Annotated in this window: 15 protein-coding genes; 2 read left to right on the forward strand and 13 right to left on the reverse strand. The window is 38.4% G+C overall.

All coding sequences use genetic code 11. The annotated features are described in order from the left end of the window. Window positions 1–138: 138 nt before the first annotated feature. The 3 genes from N782_RS10430 to N782_RS10440 form a co-directional block, all read right to left on the reverse strand. A complete protein-coding gene (locus tag N782_RS10430; RefSeq protein WP_036819313.1) occupies window positions 139–651 on the reverse strand; it encodes a pyridoxamine 5'-phosphate oxidase family protein in 513 nt (170 codons plus the stop codon). Window positions 652–1,101: 450 nt separating this feature from the next. After that, window positions 1,102–1,953 carry a DegV family protein gene (locus N782_RS10435; RefSeq protein ID WP_036819314.1) on the reverse strand — a complete coding sequence of 284 codons (852 nt, stop codon included), beginning with the start codon at window positions 1,951–1,953 and terminating at the stop codon, window positions 1,102–1,104. Between the two features lie 201 nt (window positions 1,954–2,154). After that, complete coding sequence (locus tag N782_RS10440) at window positions 2,155–4,086, reverse strand: fructose-1,6-bisphosphatase (protein ID WP_036819316.1); 1,932 nt, start codon at window positions 4,084–4,086, stop codon at window positions 2,155–2,157. Window positions 4,087–4,633: 547 nt separating this feature from the next. Here N782_RS10440 and N782_RS21825 point away from each other — a divergent pair. Continuing rightward, a complete protein-coding gene (locus tag N782_RS21825) occupies window positions 4,634–5,257 on the forward strand; it encodes a hypothetical protein (RefSeq protein WP_202595688.1) in 624 nt (207 codons plus the stop codon). A gap of 316 nt (window positions 5,258–5,573) precedes the next feature. Here the strand turns inward: N782_RS21825 and N782_RS10450 are convergent, their stop codons facing one another. Both N782_RS10450 and N782_RS10455 read right to left on the reverse strand, forming a co-directional pair. Continuing rightward, a complete protein-coding gene (locus tag N782_RS10450; protein ID WP_036819318.1) occupies window positions 5,574–6,389 on the reverse strand; it encodes an alpha/beta fold hydrolase in 816 nt (271 codons plus the stop codon). A gap of 468 nt (window positions 6,390–6,857) precedes the next feature. Beyond that, a complete protein-coding gene (locus N782_RS10455; protein ID WP_052111293.1) occupies window positions 6,858–7,526 on the reverse strand; it encodes an FHA domain-containing protein in 669 nt (222 codons plus the stop codon). A gap of 157 nt (window positions 7,527–7,683) precedes the next feature. Between N782_RS10455 and N782_RS10460 the strand changes: the two genes are divergently transcribed. Beyond that, entirely contained in the window at window positions 7,684–8,379 is a 696-nt protein-coding gene (locus N782_RS10460) for a polysaccharide deacetylase family protein (RefSeq protein WP_036819322.1), read from the forward strand. A 183-nt stretch (window positions 8,380–8,562) separates the two neighbouring features. On the opposite strand, the gene N782_RS10465 is transcribed toward N782_RS10460, so the two are convergent. The 8 genes from N782_RS10465 to groL all read right to left on the reverse strand — a co-directional run bounded on the left by N782_RS10465 (window position 8,563) and on the right by groL (window position 19,364). After that, window positions 8,563–10,392 carry a hypothetical protein gene (locus N782_RS10465; protein ID WP_036819324.1) on the reverse strand — a complete coding sequence of 610 codons (1,830 nt, stop codon included), beginning with the start codon at window positions 10,390–10,392 and terminating at the stop codon, window positions 8,563–8,565. Window positions 10,393–11,041: 649 nt separating this feature from the next. Beyond that, window positions 11,042–11,752 (reverse strand): HAD family hydrolase, encoded by a 711-nt coding sequence (locus tag N782_RS10470; protein WP_036819326.1) that lies wholly within the window; start codon window positions 11,750–11,752, stop codon window positions 11,042–11,044. 241 nt (window positions 11,753–11,993) lie between these two features. Then, window positions 11,994–13,277 (reverse strand): class II D-tagatose-bisphosphate aldolase non-catalytic subunit, encoded by a 1,284-nt coding sequence (locus tag N782_RS10475; RefSeq protein ID WP_036819328.1) that lies wholly within the window; start codon window positions 13,275–13,277, stop codon window positions 11,994–11,996. A gap of 30 nt (window positions 13,278–13,307) precedes the next feature. Then, window positions 13,308–13,616 (reverse strand): PTS fructose-like transporter subunit IIB, encoded by a 309-nt coding sequence (locus N782_RS10480; protein WP_036819330.1) that lies wholly within the window; start codon window positions 13,614–13,616, stop codon window positions 13,308–13,310. A gap of 21 nt (window positions 13,617–13,637) precedes the next feature. Further along, window positions 13,638–14,708, reverse strand: coding sequence for a PTS fructose transporter subunit EIIC (locus N782_RS10485; RefSeq protein ID WP_036819332.1), 1,071 nt, complete (start codon window positions 14,706–14,708; stop codon window positions 13,638–13,640). Beyond that, complete coding sequence (locus tag N782_RS10490) at window positions 14,705–15,166, reverse strand: PTS sugar transporter subunit IIA (RefSeq protein ID WP_036819333.1); 462 nt, start codon at window positions 15,164–15,166, stop codon at window positions 14,705–14,707. Before N782_RS10490 ends, N782_RS10485 begins: the two co-directional genes overlap by 4 nt. Window positions 15,167–15,390: 224 nt before the next feature. Next, on the reverse strand, window positions 15,391–17,421 hold the full coding sequence (locus tag N782_RS10495; RefSeq protein WP_036819334.1) for a BglG family transcription antiterminator: 2,031 nt from the start codon (window positions 17,419–17,421) through the stop codon (window positions 15,391–15,393). Between the two features lie 308 nt (window positions 17,422–17,729). Then, complete coding sequence (gene groL, locus N782_RS10500; protein ID WP_036819336.1) at window positions 17,730–19,364, reverse strand: chaperonin GroEL; 1,635 nt, start codon at window positions 19,362–19,364, stop codon at window positions 17,730–17,732. Between the last annotated feature and the right edge of the window lie 38 nt (window positions 19,365–19,402).

Below are 19,402 nucleotides of genomic sequence, written 5' to 3' on the forward strand. Positions count from 1 at the left end.
GATTTCCCATATCTTCACCGGATTAAACTATTAAACACCTAACCCACTAACTATTAGGGACTTTGTAGGAGAGATGGGATGGAGGGACAGGTCCCTCCATCCCAAACTGGGACGAGGGACCTGTCCCCTCGTCCCACTTCACTTGTTTTCATCAAAGTACACAGTATCTTTCAACTCATTGCTTTCTTCAATGGAATCGCTGCTGGCCATTTTCTTCACAAACTCTTTGGCGGTTTTAACGTTCAATCCAGACTCCCAGTATTCGGCGATGCCTGGAGTTACTTTTACTAGTACAACATTCGGGTCATCGGCAGAGGCGTTCAGCACTTTTTCGATGATCTTATTCCAATATTCCTTCTTTTTCTGCTCATCTTGTACAAATTCAGCTGTGCCGCTAATCGATACATAGGATTTGCCTGCGTAAGCCAGGTTAACAGCAGGGTTATGTTCGATATCTCGATATTTCTCTGTATCTTTTTCTGTAATGAACCAAATCTCTTCATTATCTATTTCCACTTCTTTTGTTTGCATCGGGCGGGACAGGAGCTTTCCTTCAGGTGACATCGTAGTAAGCATCGCCACCTTCTCATCTTTAATCAAGTCCTTAATCTTCTTGATTGTTTCCTGATTTTCTGTGTTTTCGTTAGCCATTTAGATACGCTCCTTTTCAAAAAATATAGCAGTCAACCAACATCTTTTTCGTCTTTTTCCCGGATAGACAAAACATTACACTTTACACAAGCTTGCTTTTGACAGTTCATTAACAGAGAATATACCACCTTGTAATTCGAGCAAAAAAAAAAGACATCTCAAAAGTTCTAAAAACTAATGAGAAGTCTCAAAATTTGCAGCTACATTTTATAAGCATATTTCCCGAAAACCCTTATTGGGCGAGGTTAAATCATTCTGCCAAGTGATGAGAATGTATAATACCTTTAATGGTGTGTCACTAAAGTGCGGTTTAATTTATTGAAGTAGTTAACGGTATATTTTCACTAGACCCCCTTAGCAATAAAAGAGGATACTCTCCTCATTTCATTCATCCCTACGTTTTCATATAATTTCCATCAATAGCTACTGGCATGTCGTCTCCCGCCAGCATTATTCTTCTAATCCTGCTACCCCAAAGCCACCCGCTCCAGAATGAGTCGAAATCATACCGCCTGCTTGGATCCACCTTATATCGTGGAACCCATTTTCTACAGCAACTTCATCCATCCGTCGCTTGACCCTTTCATCTAGCCCTTTTGAGTAGATAAAATAAAGCTGCTTTCTATCGATGTTGAATTCCTTTAAGTAATCACTGAACATTTTTTCCGTAGCGCCACTCATTTTCCCGCGGTACTTTTTAGTAGACATAAGCTTTCCATCCTTCAACTCTATACATGGCTTTATTTTCAACATTGTGCCAATCAGAGAAGCCATATTGCTTACTCGTCCTCCCGCTTTAAGAAACTCAAGACTGCCTGGGATAAAAGCAAGCCTCGATTTAGGAACAATTGCCTCAATTTTTTCAACTAAATGTGCTGGTTCAATGCCAGGTTCTTTTTGTAATAATTCTGCGGCATACAATACAATTGCGGCTAACCCACCAGTAACGTTCAGAGCATCAATGAGAAAGATATCTTCAAATTCTTCCGCAGCAATGACAGCATTTTGAAAGGAAGAAGACGCTTTTGAGGTATAACCAATATGTACTATGATGCAATCTGGGAATTTCTCTCTTATATTTGAAAAAAACTCCTGATACTCATAAGCATTCGTGGAGGTTGTAGAGGGTATTTTCTTCGTGCGTTCATAATAGTCATAAATATCCTGGACCGGTAGATGACCATCTAAATAGTCTTCTCCATCCATAATGATGTGCATGGGAACTACTTGAATCTCGTACTTTTCGGCTAAATCAACTGGTAAATCGGCACCACTTTCGGTCGATAAGATGATTCTACCCATTCTATTTCCCCCTTGGTTCTATTTAAAAAAAGTTCATTCTTCCTACATTATGTTTTCATTATACATGGATGACCCTTATCACATGATGATAACTTTTATTTGCTAATTTAAATGTACGCTTCGGGGGAATTGATACCTACTGCAGGGAAACAGTCTAACTGCTTTGGCCCTCAAGAATTTTGCTAGTAACCATTGAAAAAATTAATTCATATAACGATGCTCCAACAGGCTTTTTAAAATCGAGATTTCCTGCATTAATTCTGCGCCAACATTTGTTTCTTGTACCTTTTTCCGCTCTAGTTCTTCATCTACCAATCTTCTTACAGATAAAACATCTGTACCATTTTCCAGGACCTCTTCTTTTGACGTGAATTGTTTATGAGCAACAATCTGCATGCCGTATGAATTAAAAAGTAAGGTGTACCCAGCGATACCTGTTGTGGACTGATAAGCCTTGGAAAACCCACCGTCAATCACAATCATTTTCCCATCTGCCTTTACAGGATTTTCCCCTTCAATTTCCTTTACAGGGGTATGTCCATTAATAATATGTCCTTGAGCAGGGTCTAAACCGAAATCCGTTAAAATGGTACGACAAATCTCTTGCTTTTCCCGTAAATAATAGTACGGATTTTTTATCTCTTTATGCGTTTTTTTATCCTTAATAAAATATCTTTCAAATGTGGTCATTTCTTTTTTTCCAAAAAGAGATGAGTATTCTCCTGCCCACAAATACCATATTATATCTGTTGCTAGATCGTCTGTTTCTTCGGGATGTGCGAACGCGTGTCTTACGTACCACTCAAAAACATCCAATAACTCTCGACCTGCATAGGTGGTATCTCCTATTTTCATTCCTACCATGTTACCTTCTTCATCTAACGGAATGCAGCCATGAATTAATAAATTGCCGTTATACTTCAAATACAGACTGCCTCTCTTCATCAAAAAATTCATATGCCTTGCCAACTTCTCGGAATGCTGGACAGAAAATAGCAGCTTATCTAGTACCTGTGCCTCTTCCTCCAACAATGCTGCGGGCTGTTTTGGATTGACCGTTTCAAAACACGTATTGTCCAGGGAATACGTATTACCTCGAATCGTTATTTCGTTGCTATCATAGTCCACCTTCTCTAGTAAAAGCCTTCTTTCCATATGAAAATCAGAACGTCTCTTGATAATCGGACTTTCCAATTTAAATTGAATGATCGCAATGGCTTGATGGATTTTTGCGATTTGTACTTGTTCATAGTCAGCCATTTCTTCACCAGCTTGTATTTTCGGTCTAAAAGCTGGATTATCCTCGTAATATTTCTCGGCAAGATTAACAAGAGGTCTAAGATTGATACCGTATGCATCCTCAATAATATCCAGGTTGGCGTAGCGCGCACAAATACGAATAATATTGGCAAGGCACACTTTTGACCCAGCAAAAGCACCAATCCACAATACATCGTGGTTTCCCCATTGAATATCAACAGAATGATAATTGATCAGTGTATCCATAATTTTATCCGGCTCAGGACCGCGATCATATATATCACCCACAACATGAAGGTGGTCCACCACCAGCCTTTGGATCGTATAGGAAAGGCCAATTATAAGCTTCTCGGCTTGTCCTAGGGAAATGATTTGTTGAACAATTTTAGTATAGTATTCTTCCTTATTAAGATGGTCGCCGGTCTTATACAATAGCTCTTCAATAATAAAAACAAACTGTTTCGGCAATGCATTATGTAATTTCGTACGTGTGTACTTTGATGAAACATAGGGGAGGAGCTTAATCATATGGTCAATTGTTTCGGTGTACCATTGATTTAACTCTTGTTCATTGTTCATATTAACCTTGATTAACTTCACTTTTTCTTCCGGGTAATACACTAATGTGGCAAATTCATTAATTTCTTGATCAGTTAATTCATCCTTAAAAATATCCCATATTTTTTCTTTTACTTTTCCCGCACCATTCCTTAACACGTGCTGAAAGGCTTGATATTCCCCATGCAAGTCACTAACAAAATGCTCTGTCCCTTTTGGCAGATGTAAAATAGCTTCCCGGTTCGCAATCTCCGTAACGATTTCTTCCTCACTATCATACCGTTGAGCTACTAAATCCAATAGTTTCGAATCCAAATTACTCCATCCCCCTTCAATCCTGTTCGATTATCAATCATTCACCAAAAATTCCGTTAAATGATTCAATTATAAATCAGACTCCCTACTACATAATAGATTCAATAGTTATATTTCATTTCCTTTATTTCCTTCATGTACATCAAAGGGGGATACAGGAGATCTGTTGCCCAATCTTTGTTGAAAGCTCGAATTTATGTAACAAAAATGGGTTAACTAACGAGAAGCCATTAATATGTTAATCCAAATAATGCTAGATGCCTATTGAATCCTTACTCCTCTATACACAAAGAAATAAGAAATATCTCCCATTTCCTTTCTTTCCCATTATGTGTAGATTACCCTTTCATTTTTGGGGGTATGGAATACTGTTGAATGAATGAAGGAGGACGAATTTATTATGGATAGACGAATTATTGGTGGCGTTTTTTCTAAAGTAGGACATGCTGAGAAAGCCATATCAGACTTATAGCACCATGGATATGGTTCTGATGATATTTCTGTATTTGCTAAAGACAAGAGCAAAGTAAATGTCCTAGAAAGTGAAATGGACACATCTGTTACATCTGATCATGGCGGTCGTGGAAAGAATGCAGGAAAAGGAGCAGGATTAGGCGCAATCTCCGGAGGTGCATTAGGTGGAATTGGTGGTTTAATTGCAGGTCTTGGACTCCTTGCCATCCCTGGTATTGGGCAAGTTGCTGCAGCCGGTCCTATTGCGTCCGCACTCACTGGTGCTGGAGTTGGCGCAGGTGGAGGCGGAATTGTCGGTGCCCTCGTTGGAGCAGGCATGTCTGAGCAGGACGCAAAGCAGTACGAAAACCATTTAAAAGACGGGAAAATCATCGTAATTGTAGAAGCGACAGAGAAATTACAAGACAAAGTTTACCGCACATTCCTGTCCAATCATACAGAAAACAAATCCATGTATCCTGATTATTATCAAACACATGACGACACTTCTCATCATGAAGACAATCAACATACCTATGAGGAAACTTCTAATCATAATCATGAAGACACATCTCACTACTCTGATGATCATCATAATCATGAAGGCACGTCTGACTATACTGATGAACATCATACCCATGAAGAGGACACCTATAGTGAAGAACCTACCAACCATAAGGAAGAAAAGAAGCGTTCAAGAATATTAAAAAGAAAGTAACCTTTACGTTGTACATTCTTTTATCGTGACTAAGTTCACATTCATTAGGGTAAAAAAAGGACTTTTCTAGCTAAGTGCTTCTTTCTTCGAAGAAGCACTTGCAACCTCCCCGAAGCAGAGGTGTATAAAAACGCCCCCACGAACAAGCGTTGGTTCGTGGGGGTCTCTTAAGTTCAAGTCACTCTATTCGAATACTTCTTATGAAGATCTCTATTTTCAGGTGATCGAAAAGGAAAGCTTTATAAAGTTAGTCAGAACAGAAAATTTATTAACACTCTTAGTCTTAACGATTTTATTACTACTCCTGCACTCTTGTTTACATAGAAGTAGTCAATAGTTTGTTACTGTTTAATCCCCCTCTATTCTTCTGAATGAATGCTATAACGTTGGCATTGAATTCTTCAGGCTTATCTATGTTGACCACATGTCCACTACGTTCCAATATCACTAATTCTGCATTTGCAAGATGTTTTATATCGCTTTTTAATCCTTTTTTAAACATATGGTCCTCTTCTCCAGTAATGTAGAGCTTCGGTACGCTTGATGCATTCTCCTTTATCCCATTCATTGTCGAACGAATAAACTGGACTAAGTTGTACCAACCTAAAAACTCTTCCCGTTTCATGCTTTTTGCTTCTCTTATAAATGCGTTCCTAGATTCTTTGTGGTTTTGTTTCGGCATCAATATATGTGCAAATAAGGAATATAACCATATATGAGGCGTTACATTTTTCATCATTCTTCCAAGGGTTAGGAGGAATTTGGAACCAAGAGTCAGTTTCGTAATCACTCCTCCCAATACGGCTGTTTTCACTCTTTCTGGCGATTTCGATAAAATACTATGTATAATAACAGAACCCAAGGAAATTCCTATAAAATGGGCTTTTTTGATGTGAAGTTCATCCAATACACGAACGACTTCCTTGGCAGCAACTTCAAACGAAAAAGGTTTATTATAACTAACTGTACTTGGCGATTTTTTATGACCAGGAAGATGGATAGCCACGATATTATATGAATCTCTCAACGCTTTAATTTGTTTATAGAATATACTTGAACTTCCACCTATCCCGTGCAGAAGTATGATGTAATCCCTTGATTTGTCATTTCCAAATAATTTATATTCAAGCATTCCAAAAAACACCTTTCTTAAAACCAACCATCATGGACTTTTCCCTGATTTCTTTTTCTTCATTCTATCATTTTCTTATTTTTTTATTATACATTCAACACAAATTCTATTTTGGAGGTTCTATCTATATTAAAGAGAATTGAGGTGAATGCAATTTGGTATATGAGCAATAAGCTTAATATCCAAATACTATTAGTTCTTGATTGATCAGTCCAGGTATCTAGTATTATGACTTAAAGCATAGAGATGGTACACTTCATGCCTTCAACTAAAGCTGCATGTTAACCCCTGAATTAACTAGTGAGGAAAAATACCCGGTTCATTAAGGATAAAAAAGACTTCTCAAAAGTTTGTTTAACTAGTGAGAAGCCTCTGATATTACTCAACATGTATTAAATCGTTCCTTTTAAAGTTCAAGTAAATATGAACTACGTGAGCAAGTCTCCCAGGAACAGGTGCCTTATTAATTCACTCTTTTAACGATGCCACATACCCAAGACCCCGGATATTCTCAATACTAATGTGGTTATCAATCTTTTTGCGAATACGGTAGATCACTGCATTCAGTTCTTCTGTTGTTACGTCTGGCACATCGCCTTCCGTAAAGGAGCGTTCGGGCCAGGCGGCTTTCTTAATGTCGTCTTTGGAAATGAATTGATCTATATTCTCAAGAAGTGGTTCGATACATCGATATTCTTTTGGTGAGAAGGAGGCGGTTGCACCATTTACAGTCACTTGGTGGAAATTGGGTACGAGCTCTAATCCACGGTTTGTATCCGGCATGTCTTGCAGCGCTGTAAAGTCAGAAGTTTGATCGATAAGCTCGGTCGTGAAGGTAAGCTTAATCACACCGTCAGAAAGATGGATTTGATCCTTATTTTGTAAATGGTATTCTTTCGCATCTATTAGGCGGTTGTTGTTCACATAAGTACCATGTTTACTGCCCAAATCCTTAATTACATAGCGCTCGCCTTGTTTTGTAATGGTGGCATGTCTTCTCGATACAAATATGTTCTCGAATATAATATCTGGTCGCCACTGATGAACCTTTCTCCCCATTATGGTTTCAGATTTTGTCAGAGGAATGATAGCACCTTGCTCAAACGGTGTGCCTAACTGAACAATCAAATAACTCATCATACTCTCTCCTACGTCACTATAATTAAACTATCATCCAATCACCATAGTTCTACTATTGTATGCTTGTGAGGTTTCTTCTACGATTAAAAAGAACTTAGATTTATAGTCTAATATACCGATTCCATTCAGGCAAATCGAGTTACAGGAGGATACTATGATAAAGAAATTACTTATAGCGGCAATCATTATTCTTGTGTTAATCCTATTACTATTCGGTACATATAAGTTATCCAAATCAAGAACATTTCAGCTGTTTGGTGACCTGACACACAGAGTAGAAACAGATGAGAAGCTTGTAGCACTTACGTTTGACGATGGCCCAACCGAAAATATCCAAGACGTCCTCCCATTGCTAGAGAAATACAACGCCAAAACGACCTTCTTCGTAAATGGAAAAGCTCTAGAGGAAAATCCTGAACTTGGTAAAGAGATTGTTGCTGCCGGCCATGATCTAGGCAACCATACGTATTCCCATGAGCAGATGGTTCTGAAAAGCCCTTCCTTTATTAAAAAAGAGGTGGAGAGTACGACCAAACTCATTCGGAATACAGGATACGAAGGAGAAATCGATTTCCGTCCACCATTTGGAAAAAAACTATTCGGCTTACCTTTCTATTTGAACAAAATCGGTATGGAAACCATCATGTGGGACGTAGAACCAGATACATACGCTTCCACTTCAAACGATAAAATTCAATATGTAATAGAACATGTGCAGCCTGGCTCCATCATCCTATTCCATCCCATGTATGACGACAGCGAAAAAGTCGTGGAGACACTCAAGGGGATATTACGCCACTTAACAGAAGAAGGCTACGAGGTTGTAACTGTGAATACATTACAGCAATAAACTGCGCCTGTCAGCAGTTAAACTTAGAAAGTTATTCTAAACGTAAGCAAATACCCTTAGCATGACACAAAACTATATATTCGTACTCGATTAGAAATTAGTAGACAATATAAAAAATGGGGAGGCATCCTCCCCATTTTTTATATTTACCTAAAAGAATCTTTTATATCTCCATTAAGCCATCTACGGACAACTCGTAATAAATGTTTGCGGAGACCCTTGTGCAACAAATGGAACAATTGTTTCTAAGGTAGTAGTAGTTAAATCATCAGCAAAGATTTCCCATGTAATGACATCGGTAACTGCATCCAACGTAGCAGTGATGCTTACTTGAAACGTTCTCGGAGGCCCATTATTGATTCTACCATGTGCTTCCCCCTGTAACTTTGCAATCGTTCCTTCCTCATTACAAGAAATACTTGTTCTCCTTCCTCGTGTGAATTGAAAAGTATCTCCTCGAGCGTTAAATGTAAAATTAAAGTTGTCAACTGCCGGATTACACCCTCCAGTCGGAGAAGCTCCACACTGCACCACCGTAATATTCAATGTCCCCGTTACATCCTGTTGTTGTCCAAAGCGCGTAATCCTTATGTTAGCACCAGGTTGAGGATTTCCTTGCGTGTCTAAACGAAATTTACACGGACAATCCTGAGAAGGACAATCAACTTCAACAGTATTAGGTCCAGCACTGACGGTTTCTCCTCCTACTGTGGTAGACGCTGTGATGGTGATAGTTTCCTCTACGCCCACTTCTCCAATGACCAAGTTAGTCGAAAAAGTACCATCCTCTTTGGTGATAGCGGGATTGTGATCAAGGAAGACATCTTCACTTGTCGTGTCTATTTCGAAGAAAACAGGCTCGTTTGGAACAGTACCATCATCGCATAAAAGCCTCCCTGTAACGGCACCTCCCTCACATCCAACAGCTTCCGGTGTATCCAAACTCAACCTCGGATTCGTACAAGACGTCACACAACCTGCACGAACTAAATTTGTATTGGAAACCGATGTACCATGGATAGTCGCACTGGCCGTATAATCCACTCCCTCTTGAACTGGTGTTCCCGCTTCTACGATCACCTCTGAAGAGAATGACCCATCGGGCCCTGTCTTTGCCAGAGAGGGCTGGAAAGTTAATATGTCGGATGTACTAGATAGAAAAACTACAATATTCGGTACAGGTGCCTCATCACACAATACCCGTCCTGTGATAGTTGCTTCACAGCTAATTGGTCCAGGGTTATCCAACTCAATAATGGGTGCATCGCATTCCCGGCAATCCAACTGTAAAGTGATCGGGTCAGAGACAGCTGTATTCCCTCCCACCGTAACGGAGGTTCTTACCGTAACAGTTTCATCAGCACTAAAATAAGGAACCAGCAAAGTAGAGTAATCACCATTAGCGTCTGTTATAGCGGGATTTGGGATTAACAACACGTTTTGGGTGTTGCCTTCCACAGAAAAAAGAACTGGAACACCAGCTAATGGTCCTTCCACTTCACAATCTAACCTACCCGCAAGGTTAATTCCACCACACCCTACTGTAATGATTTGTTCCAAGGCGTTCTCTCTCTTTCTAAGAAATCCTTCTTGAGGGTTCAGCGTTAACACTGGATCAGTACATTGAATACACCCCGCTCTTAACATGATTGTATCCGAAGCTTCCTTACTATCAACGACGGCCCTAGCTTGTATAGTCACCCCTCCCTGAACTGGAGTACCATCTGCTACCGAGACCGTAGTAGAGAAACGCCCTCGTTTATCCGTGACTGGATTAGGATTATCAAAAGTTAAAGCAGATAAAGAACTGCTTAGTTTCACAACTTCCCCGGAGACAGGTTGCAAATCACACTTGAGAACACCAGCAATAAGTCCCTCACAACTAATATTAATTGGATTATCTAATTGTATTACTGGGTTATTACATAGTTTATGTGGGAAAATGTCTGCACAACCATTCGGGAAATTAGTAGGTCTACAATCAATTTGGGACGTTCGCTTATTTTTCTTCACACACATCCTCCTTGAATAACACTATTTTGATTAGTCTATGACAGGAGAAAAAGGAAGTGATATATGCAATCACCCAAATAATTGCATTATGTTGAAGTGATTATTAACATGTTTCACACTTCCTTTTAAAAAAGACTTCCCAAAAGTTTAATAAACTAATGAGAAGCCTTTTTTATGATTAGCATTTAGTTATTTGAACCCTGGGGATTACTTAAACTTCTATCATCAGTAGAGAAGCTTACTATTCGCTAGTCTTACAGTAAGCTTCTTAGATTTCTACTTACTTTTCATAAAAAGAAAAACAAGTAGGTAGTCAACCACGATCTTTTGATTTGCCCTACTCTATTCCCCTAGTTCATCTTGTTTAATTATTATCATACACTGCATCCATTACTTCTTGCTCATCAGAACCTTCCGCTTTGATTATCATCTTTAGGAACACGTACCATTTTCATCGCTCCTCGTTTCCAAATATAGTTAGCCACTTTTTCATTTGTTACACAAGCCAAGCCATGGAAACACTGAATTTCTACTAAACTCAAGGTTTGAAAGAACAAAAATTTTATGACCAAGCCCATCTAAATTAACGTGAATTTTAACTCCATCTAATCTTTTAGGTCGATGTATAAAATAATAACTTTTATACTCATTAAAAATCTTTTGCTTGTATACGCCTTAACAGATACAACGGACTCGATTGACCGTTTATCGTATAATCTGGTAGATACTCAGTGTCTGTAGGTATATCATGACCTCTCCTATTCAACCAAACCGCATTCCAGCCTGCCATTTTTGCACCTACGACATCATTTCGAAAAGAGTCTCCTACGTAATAGGTTCTTTCGCGATCAATCCCCATTTCCTTCTCAACAAGTCGGAATAATTCTGTGTTAGGCTTTGAGATCCCTACTTCACCAGATATAAAAATATTATCTTCTTCCACCCATTCCTTTACTTTTAATTGCTTGATTTTATTTGCCTGATGATCTGCTGGACCATTCGTGATGATACCTAATGTTAATCCTTGCGATTTTGCTTCATTAAGAAGTTCCTCCATCTCTGGAGCAAGCTCTATCTTCTGTTGCATTTCCTCATAATATGATTGAAATAGTTGTGCTTCTTCTCTAGTTATTGTATAACCCAAGTGGGCAAAGGCTTTGCTAATTCGGTAAATATGCATTTCGTGTTTATCCATTTTGCTATCTCTGACTAAATCAAAAACCTCATCACTATAATATCTACTTTTAATAAATAACTGGTCAATCGGTACATCGTAATGACTAAAAACCCTTCGATAAGCATTTTCAAATGGGGTTAATTGATCATATAATGTATCATCTACATCTAATAATAGGTTCATGAATATCTCCTCCTTTTAACCACAGAGAACGTAAACAAATAGAAAGCTTAAGGCATTTGCCCTAAGCCTTATTTTCAACTATATCTGTAAGGACTCAAATGGAGCAATATTCTTTATATCATAATAGAATCAATCGACCTTACTAATACAACTAGCCACATAATGAAATAGCTTTTACATCATAGGTTCAAAGATTCTATTTAAGAATAGCCAATCAAATGATTGACTATTCTTATTTTGGTTACACACTATGTGATGCTACTACATTTTGAATACGTGTCGTAAGTCCTTTTAGATTGTAGCACTCTGCATATTCTCTAATTGGGCGTTTAATGTGATCTATTACATAACGCTGACCATCTACATTATTCTTGCTTAAATTAGCATATAACTTATTTATTTCTTCTTTTACTTCCGTATTATTGAACGTATAGTGACCTGCAATATCTAATATTTCTTCCGACAGTTCAGGATTATCGATAATCTCTTGTGTAGATAGATTTTTTTGTTCCTCATCAACCATCCATTTTTTCCAACGCCCACTAGCTATCGCATGCTTCAATAAGACTTCTTTTGTATTAGACTTTTCCGAAACCAAACCATTCTCCATCAATTTTTCTTCAAGAGCTGCTAGCTTTAAGTACGCTCTTGTTTCTTCTGTTCCATATTGTGGCGCAACATTTGTAGCCGTAATGGATGATGGAATATGCTCAAGCAGAGAAATATCATCCAAATAATCTCCGTTATGTTCTTTTAATCCAACCCCATACTTTTTCGCCATTTGAGAAAGATCATAAGCATTTTTAAAATTAAACGTTCCTATTTGATCTGTCTTACGTACTAATGTACCTGTTTGCCCTACGATAAGTGTTGGCTTTGGCAGGTTGCGCTTCTCTAGCTCTGCATGCAATCGTTGGATGAACGTTTCATAGGTTTCCATGGTAGTTAAACCACCATTCGTTTCTTCCGTCCCAACCTCATATCCAATTTCCGGTAAGTTACGCGCTTTTCTTTCCATTTCGCAGAAATCAATTAATTCTACTGTTCTATCCAATACCACATCTAACGGAATCACTTTCCCTACTTCAAATGGATCTTTCGTTGGGTCAATCATCAATAAGTCAAAGCCTGCTTCCATATCTGCAATATAGGATTGTTTACCTCGCTCCATCGCTTCTTTCTCTGGAAGATGATTATTCCTTTCTTCATCACGCTGCCACGGTCCACCATGATCTCGACAGATATAGCTTAGCCCTTCATAACCGATTTTTTCTTCCACTTCTCTTACCGCTTCTGCAAAAGTGAATTGGTTCCATCCATTTACATAGCCACCCCCGAATTCATCTGCATCTACTTGGTTACGACTAGCGATGAACATTATTGGATAATCATCATCGTGAGATAGCTCAAGTGCCGCTTGTAGGCAATTTTTAGACATTGGTCCAATACCCAGGATTGTTCCACTTTCGCCCTTTTTTTCTAATTCTAATATGCCTTCTACTACCTTTGTTATTGGTAATTTCATTTTAAATGTCCCTCCATATAGTAAAATATTTTATTCAGATGTAGCTTTTAACTTTTTCAATAGAGCGTCCGATTTCTTAATGATGTCAGCAACACTCATTTTTACAACTTTCTTCCCTTTAAATCTTTCCATCTCTCTAATCTCTACATCATTGGTTAAAACCACATAATCAGCAGCTTGAATCTCACTTGAATCTAAGCGATTCTCTATACCAGAAGTACCTTGTGTTTCCACCTTCATGTTAACTCCTAAATTTTTTGCAGATAGCTCTAAAGATTCTGCGCTCATATACGTGTGAGCAACCCCACTTGGACAAGATGTTACCGCTACAATTTGCATAATGTTAAACTCCCCTTCTTTTTATAGTTGATCAATAGTAATCTCTAAGTCATCAAGATCCTCTTCTTCAGTTTCTTCATTAGTAGACGATTCTTCTTGTACTGCATCTTTCTTTAGCACCCATAATGCAACAGCAGTTGTGCATGCTCCTAACAATACGGAGACAAGATAACCGAACCGACCTTCAACAACCGGTAATACAATAAGTCCTCCCCATGGAGCATGGTTTAGTGCCCCGAACAAGAATGCGGAAATATTACCGACTACGGAACCTGCCATAAGTGATGGGATAACCTTTAACGGATCGGCTGTCGCGAATGGAATGGCACCTTCTGTGATTCCTACCCCTCCCATCAAGAGAGCAGCAATACCTGAGTCTTTCTCCACACTAGTAAATTTCTTTGGAAAGAATAGAGTAGCTAACCCTAAACCAATTGGTGGTACGCAAATGGCTACCCCAACTCCACCCATTAAGAATGGGAGTGTATCTACTTGCGTTTGCGCGAATGTTGCAGCAACTTTGTTTACTGGACCACCCATATCAAAAGCAATCATCGATCCTAAAATACCTCCTAATGGGACCTTGGCCGCTCCTGACATGCTATTTAGAGTAGTTGTCATCCATTCCATAAATACTGCAATAGGTTCGCCAATTAAAAAGACAATGATAAAGCCTACAATGAATGTTCCACCTAGTGGGTAAATAAAAATTGTTCCAATTGTCCTAAAAGATGGAGATAATTTGATTTTCTTTAATACATTCACTACATAACCTGCTAGAAACCCAGCGATAATTCCTCCTATGAAACCAGCGCCAATCTCATTAGCTAAGTAAGCACCTATCATACCAGGAGCTAAACCTGGTTTATCCGCCATACTGAAGGCAATATACCCACCCAAAATCGGGATAAATAGAGTTAAACCAGCAGCGCCAATTTGATTCAATTTCGCTAACCATCCTGAATCCGGGACAGCAGCCTCACCGCTTAACATGACGGATATGGCGAATAGAATACCGCCAGCTACAACGAAAGGAATCATATAAGAAGTAGAGGTCATTAAGTGCTTTTGTAAATTTTTAAGAGCGTTCATTCTAGTTCCCCCTTAACTTTTTCATTAAGTGTAGCAATCAAAGCATTTTCATCTAAGTTTCTCACTTCATTTCTAAATTCTTCGTGCATCAGCAATCTGGATAGTTTAGAAAGGATCTTCAAATGTAAATTGTCTTCATTGTTGTTTGGTACAGCTATGAGAAAAACAGTATTAACTTCCTCACCCTCCTCTGTCCACTTAATCTCCTCTTCTAATCTACCAATCGTTACACTTGAATAATTCACCCCTTCACTTTGACTGTGAGGCAATCCAATTTCATAGCCTATATAAGTAGGAAGCGTGTTTTCTCTTTCTAGTACGTCTTGCAAGAAAACTTCCTTGCTTGCTAGATAATTATTTTCATCTAGGTTGTTAACTAAGGTTTCAATCACCTCTTCTTTTTTCGTCCCACTGATGTTCGAGACAACTTGAAAATCTACGAAACTTGTTTTGTCCATTGTTATCCCCCTCTTAATGTTCCGTGTATTAATAAAAAATTAAGTTGTTTTTTCTATGTCTTAAGCATAAATGCTGTGAAAGCGCTTCAACAATTCAAATAATTCGAAATATTTTTTTACAAAAAGTTATCCCTTATACTACTTAGATTAATGGGGGAGTTTGTGTAGAGGCGTTTTTATCAAAAAAAGACCAGGAACATATTGTCCCTGATCTCCATCATTCATTATTTAATCTTCTTTTCATACTCTCTTATAATCTGATTAGCCTCCATCGGATTTTCTGCTCGTTCTAGTTGGGTAATAAAATCAGTATGGTACGTCATTTTGGTAAGTTCGGTAACAGCCGGGATTTGTTCTTTTTTATCTTTGCTTGCTAATAAAAAGATTACCTTCGCTTGTTTATCGCCAAAGGAAATGGATTCTTTACAGATTAACAGGCTAACACTACTTACTTTTACTAACTTGCTATCATTCCCATGTAAGAGGGCAAATTCCTGATCCTTCACCGAATAAAATCCTAGTTGATCCTGAATCTTTATGATGTTATCCGTATATGCATCATCTATAAAGCCATTTTCAGACAAAATCTTACCGCCTAATTTAATGGCTTCCTTCCACTCCATGCCTTGATTGATTATCCGAATAGCATCGATTCCAATTAAATCACTTAAGGATAATTTTTCTGGAATACGAACATGAGAATAACCAAGCTCCTCTTTAATAACATCCATTACCTTTGTTTTCGTCTCCCCATCCAAGAAATCTAATCTTCTATTAATCGAGAAATAATTCGTAAGGATATTCTTTTTTTGTAATCCTGCACTTTCTAAATTTTTAAAATCTGATTCCGTCATGACAGCATTAATCTGGACAATTGGCTTATCGATATCTATGTGTAATTTTGATGTCGTAATAATTAAATCGACATTAACCCAATCAGTGAATTCATTCAGCATATATAATGGAATCGTTTCTACATAATTTATTTGATAGGTACTATTTAGCTTGTCCTTTATCATCGTGATTGCACCATATCCTAATCCACATACGAGCAAAACATTTTTATATTGTGATGTGGTGGTTCGCTGTGTACTTGCTAGAAAATGAATCGCTAATAGTATTAGTTCATTTTCATTTTTAATCTTATTCAGCAGTTCAATGCCATTTACTGAATTTCTCACTTCTTCTCTAATGTATTCATACTCATCCGGGATTACATTAAACACGTCATCATAAATTTGCACATTACTACGAAGGCGTTGTAATAACGGAGCAACATGATTCAGCAACCCTTTATAAAGAATAGGATCTTGATCAAACGGAATTTCTAACCGAGCAGACATATTAGAGATAAGTTCTTTCACTGTTGTTTCTGTTGTAATCAAGTCTAGCTCTTCATTTAAGCTCGCATATTTACTTGTAAAGAATACAAAACCTACTAGTACTTCTAATTCATCTTCATTTAATTTATATTGTATAATCTCTTCTAAATCTTCGATAATTTTCATATCAAACGAAGGTCCAAACATAAGATTCGTACCTTTAAGCGGGTTGTCTACCTTATTTTTTAGATACCAGGTAAATACAAAAATATTCGCTAAATACCAATAATACGAATCATCATTTAACACCCAGCCAATCTGCTTTAAGAATGTTTTCGTCCAATCGTTTATTTCAAACAAATCAACTTGATTAAGCGCTTTCTTTATCTCGTTTAATAAGAAACGATAGTAGCTATCAGAGAACTCTTCACCTGAATCAAAGTACTCTATATACTCCCTGAACAATCTCACTCGCTCATTTAGTATATTTGTCTCATTTCCAATCAACTTATAGCCTCGATCATACTCAATAATAATTCCTTTTTTCTTCATATCAGACTCGAGCATAGATAAATCATTTTTTAATGTCGTCCTAGAAACTTTAAACGTCTCTGTTAATTGATTCAAATTTAGGCGCTCGATATTAAAAAAGATAAGAAAGGAAATAATACTAGTTCGCTCCTCTTGGCTAAAAAAGTACTCTTCTTCCTCTTGTAGATTTTTATAAGTTAGGTCTTCTGGAATAACTAATCTCCCTTTACTTTCCTTTCTAATCCCTTTTAACCCCTTTGTCTCTAAATGCCTATTAATGTTGTCTATATCGTAGCGGATTTTCCGTTCACTGAAGTCCAGTTCCTGACTTAATTCCCGAATACTTGACTCATCTTTCCCCTCTAAGTACTTCATGATTTGAATCATTCTTCCACTAATCATATATAACACCTCTTCTACTTATAGAATATCACCTACAGGTTTAAAAAATAAGGTCTCACTTAATCTGAAATGAGGTTTAAAAAGAGGTATAGTAGCTTTGTTATACAGAATTTACATAAAAAGTTATATATAGTATGTCCAACCCCACACTACCTTAAGGGAAGTTAAGATAGGAAACATTTCAAGACTTATATGAATTTTATTAATATCTTTTTTATAAATATAAAAAAAGCGATCAACCCACAATTGGATTGATCGCTTTATTAGTTAAGAATGGGGATGTTGGTATTTGGACTGGGGTCCAAGTATTACATCATGCCGCCCATTCCGCCCATGCCACCCATGTCTGGCATGCCGCCACCGTTGTCATCTTCGCCTGGCTTGTCAGCTACTACTGCTTCTGTAGTAAGGAACATAGCCGCAACGGATGATGCGTTTTGTAGTGCGGAACGTGTTACTTTTGTAGGGTCAACGATACCTGCTTCGATCATGTTCACCCATTCGCCAGTTGCTGCGTTGAATCCGACGCCAACTTGTTCGCCTTTAAGGCGCTCGATGATAACGGATCCTTCCATACCAGCGTTGTGAGCGATTTGACGTACTGGCTCTTCTAGTGCACGTAGAAGGATTTTCGCACCAGTTGCTTCGTCATCAGATAGTTCTAGAGAAGCTACGTGGTTGTAGATGTTCACTAGTGCTGTACCACCACCAGCTACAATACCTTCTTCTACTGCTGCACGAGTAGAGTTTAGTGCGTCTTCGATACGTAGTTTACGTTCTTTAAGCTCCGTTTCTGTAGCTGCACCAACTTTGATTACTGCTACGCCACCAGCTAGCTTCGCAAGACGCTCTTGTAGTTTTTCTTTATCGAACTCAGAAGTTGTTTCTTCTAATTGAGAACGTAGTTGATTTACACGGTTGCCGATTGTTTCAGCAGTGCCTGCACCTTCTACGATTGTTGTATCATCTTTTGTAACAACAACTTTATTCGCACGACCTAATTGGTCCATTGTAGTGTTCTTAAGCTCTAGGCCAAGATCTTCTGTGATAACTTGACCGCCAGTGATTGTCGCGATGTCTTCTAGCATTGCTTTACGACGATCGCCGAATCCTGGTGCTTTAACAGATACAGCGTTGAATGTACCACGAAGTTTGTTCACAACTAGTGTTGCAAGTGCTTCGCCTTCAACATCTTCAGAGATCATTAGCAGTGGACGGCTTTGCTGTACCACTTGCTCAAGAACTGGAAGTACTTCTTGAATGTTTGTGATCTTCTTATCTGTAATTAGGATGTATGGGTTCTCTAGAACCGCTTCCATCTTGTCTTGGTCAGAAACCATGTAAGGAGATGCATATCCGCGGTCGAACTGCATACCTTCCACTACTTCCATTTCTGTGTTGAAGCCTTTAGACTCTTCAATTGTGATAACGCCATCGTTACCAACGCGCTCCATTGCTTCAGCGATAAGCTGACCTACTTCTTCGTCAGAAGAAGAGATAGATGCTACTTGAGAGATAGACTCTTTGCCTTCGATAGGCTTAGAGATTTTCTTAAGCTCTTCAATCGCAACCTCTGTCGCTTTTTCAATACCACGACGTACGCCAACTGGATTTGCACCAGAAGCTACGTTTTTAAGACCTTCTGTAATCATTGCTTGCGCTAGTACGGTTGCAGTTGTTGTACCGTCACCAGCGATTTCGTTTGTCTTAGAAGCAACTTCGGATACAAGCTGAGCACCCATATTCTCGAAGTGGTCTTCTAATTCAATTTCCTTCGCAATGGTTACACCGTCGTTTGTGATAAGGGGAGAACCGTATTTTTTCTCAAGAACAACATTACGTCCTTTTGGTCCTAATGTTACTTTAACAGCGTCTGCCAGACGGTCCACACCACGTAGCATGGAACGGCGCGCTTCTTCACTAAATTTAATATCTTTAGCCATGAAAAATAACCTCCTTGAAATGTAAGGTATTTCGTATA

Origin of the sequence: Pontibacillus yanchengensis Y32, assembly GCF_000770635.1 — a bacterium.
GTDB lineage: Bacteria > Bacillota > Bacilli > Bacillales > BH030062 > Pontibacillus > Pontibacillus yanchengensis.